This is a genomic window from Novosphingobium acidiphilum DSM 19966, from assembly GCF_000429005.1.
Lineage (GTDB): Bacteria > Pseudomonadota > Alphaproteobacteria > Sphingomonadales > Sphingomonadaceae > Novosphingobium > Novosphingobium acidiphilum.
Genome location: NZ_AUBA01000044.1, coordinates 1 through 2,037 on the forward strand (window position 1 = coordinate 1; position 2,037 = coordinate 2,037).

The window sequence follows — 2,037 nt, forward strand, 5'->3', positions numbered from 1 at the left end:
TATTGCTCGATCTTAGCAATGATCCGCTGGGCCATATCGGTGGGCATTTTGCGAAGGGCCTTCAGCGCCTGTCGTGTGTAGCTGATCGGCTTCATCCTAATCATGTAGCCCATAGCTTCATTGTAGTCAATGGCTACATCACAGCAGCCCAGATATGCCGCTGCCGCTCATCTCTCTCTCGCGCGACCCATGTATCCCAATCGTTCGTTTCCGATACCCCACCCGAGAGTGTATCGCAATTAGGCCTATTGACATTATGATGCATCTCGCATTATGATGCGCGTCTGCGATACAGGAGGCACATCATTTCACGAACCTTCGCCTATCTTCGGGTCTCAACAGCAGACCAGACCACCGACAATCAACGTCACGAGATTGTCAGTGCTGGGTTTCAGGTTGCAGACCATAGGATCGTAGCTGAAACCGTATCGGGTTCGGTTGCTGCGATGGAGAGGGCTGGCTTCAAAAAGCTGATCGACAGGTTGGAGCTTGACGATATTCTAATTGTCACGAAGCTCGACCGGCTTGGCAGGAACGCTATGGACGTGCGTGCGACAGTCGAACGCTTGGCTGGTATGGGCGTCAAAGTTCACTGCCTCGCCCTTGGCGGCGTGGACCTCACATCACCTGCGGGAAAAATGACAATGGCTGTCATTTCCGCCGTCTCGGAGATGGAGAGAGACCTTCTCATTGAGAGAACGCAGGCGGGGCTGCAGCGCGCAAAAGCAGAAGGCAAAAAGCTTGGCAGAAAGCCAACGCTGACAGCAAACGACCGATACAAGATTATGTCGATGAAAGCCGAAGGTGCATCGTTAGCCACTATGGCAGATGCATTCGGTGTAACTAGATCCGCAATTCAGCATGTCATCCGAAATTGGCACGGTGCTGGCCGCGAGGTCAGGATTGAATTCTGCAAGGATTCAGAGCCTTGGGAGCTGTTGAGCCTATGCTCCAAGGATCACCTCTGGACCCATAAGGAACGGACTTTGAGCGGAAAATCCAGAGCCGGTGAAGGAGCAAAATTTCGCGCATTAGATGTTGAAAATAGCACCGTGATTGATGAGTGGTGAGCGAGTGAAGCAGCTTGAAAGGAAGTGTGTCGCGCGGTTTGAAACCTTGGTGCATCAGCATATGACCCCAGATGTGCTGGCGGTCCTACGATCCAAATCTCTGCAAGATAATCCCTTTGCCATCATGCTGGATGCGGCTTGGGGCAAAAGTGGCACCTACATTTCTAATCCTGCAAGCAGACCACCCGAGTGAAAGAATCTCCTGAAGTCTCCAATTTTGAGTGCTTTTGAAAACTCGGAAGAACTGTGGTATAATCAAGGCTTAAGCTGAACTTCCCTGACCAATCATACCGGCGCAGTCAGCTTCATACACATCCACGACCGGTTTTGCGTGCAGTCGCTTATGGCTGTGCGCCACCTTTCGCCCGTTCCGATCAACAACCCCGGAGAGCCTATGAGTTTTGACGTCATCCCTGCTGAAACCATCACTGACAATACGATCACCACCATTCTTGATCAGGCTTCAATCGAGCATTCGGAGCGCGCAGGTATCTATGTGACCGGATACGATTTCAATTTTTGGGTTGCGGTTGAACCCGAACGAAATCTGCTGATCCTCTGGTCCTACTGGAACGTCCTACCGGAAGCTGAAGAGATTGAAATACTTAGGTTTGTGAACCACCTCAACCGCACAAAAATCCTGCTTCAATTCAGTTACAGCCAGCAGATGTGCAGGTTCTATGGCTACTATTTCCAGCCTTATCATGGTGGCTTGATCCCCCAAAACCTCCTGAAGGTATGCCAGAAGTTCCCCGCCATCATGTCAGACGTGGTGGATGAGGGTATCGAGGCAGGCGTCTTGGAACCACTACCAGACTGTAGCCGCAGCCAGTCCGACGCCGATCATGAAACCAAGCACTGAGGAGAACCAGCTATGTGGATTTTGAGCGAACAAGGGTTCTATTCTGTTGTGCAAAAGGAATGGAATGTGCGGTCTGATAGCCTTACAATCCGTGCGCGTTGCGAA

The 2,037-nt window shown here is 51.3% G+C and carries 3 protein-coding genes; all 3 read left to right on the forward strand.

What is annotated here, in order from left to right; translation table 11 throughout:
* The first annotated feature begins 374 nt into the window (after nt 1–374).
* The 3 genes from G404_RS19640 to G404_RS0117310 all read left to right on the forward strand — a co-directional run bounded on the left by G404_RS19640 (nt 375) and on the right by G404_RS0117310 (nt 1,932).
* The gene (locus G404_RS19640) at nt 375–1,070 is read left to right on the forward strand and encodes a recombinase family protein (protein WP_245584583.1); all 696 of its coding nucleotides are present in this window, start codon (nt 375–377) and stop codon (nt 1,068–1,070) included.
* A gap of 4 nt (nt 1,071–1,074) precedes the next feature.
* On the forward strand, nt 1,075–1,263 hold the full coding sequence (locus G404_RS20540) for a hypothetical protein (RefSeq protein ID WP_156906383.1): 189 nt from the start codon (nt 1,075–1,077) through the stop codon (nt 1,261–1,263).
* A 201-nt stretch (nt 1,264–1,464) separates the two neighbouring features.
* Nucleotides 1,465–1,932, forward strand: coding sequence for a YbjN domain-containing protein (locus tag G404_RS0117310; RefSeq protein WP_028642166.1), 468 nt, complete (start codon nt 1,465–1,467; stop codon nt 1,930–1,932).
* Nucleotides 1,933–2,037 lie beyond the last annotated feature (105 nt).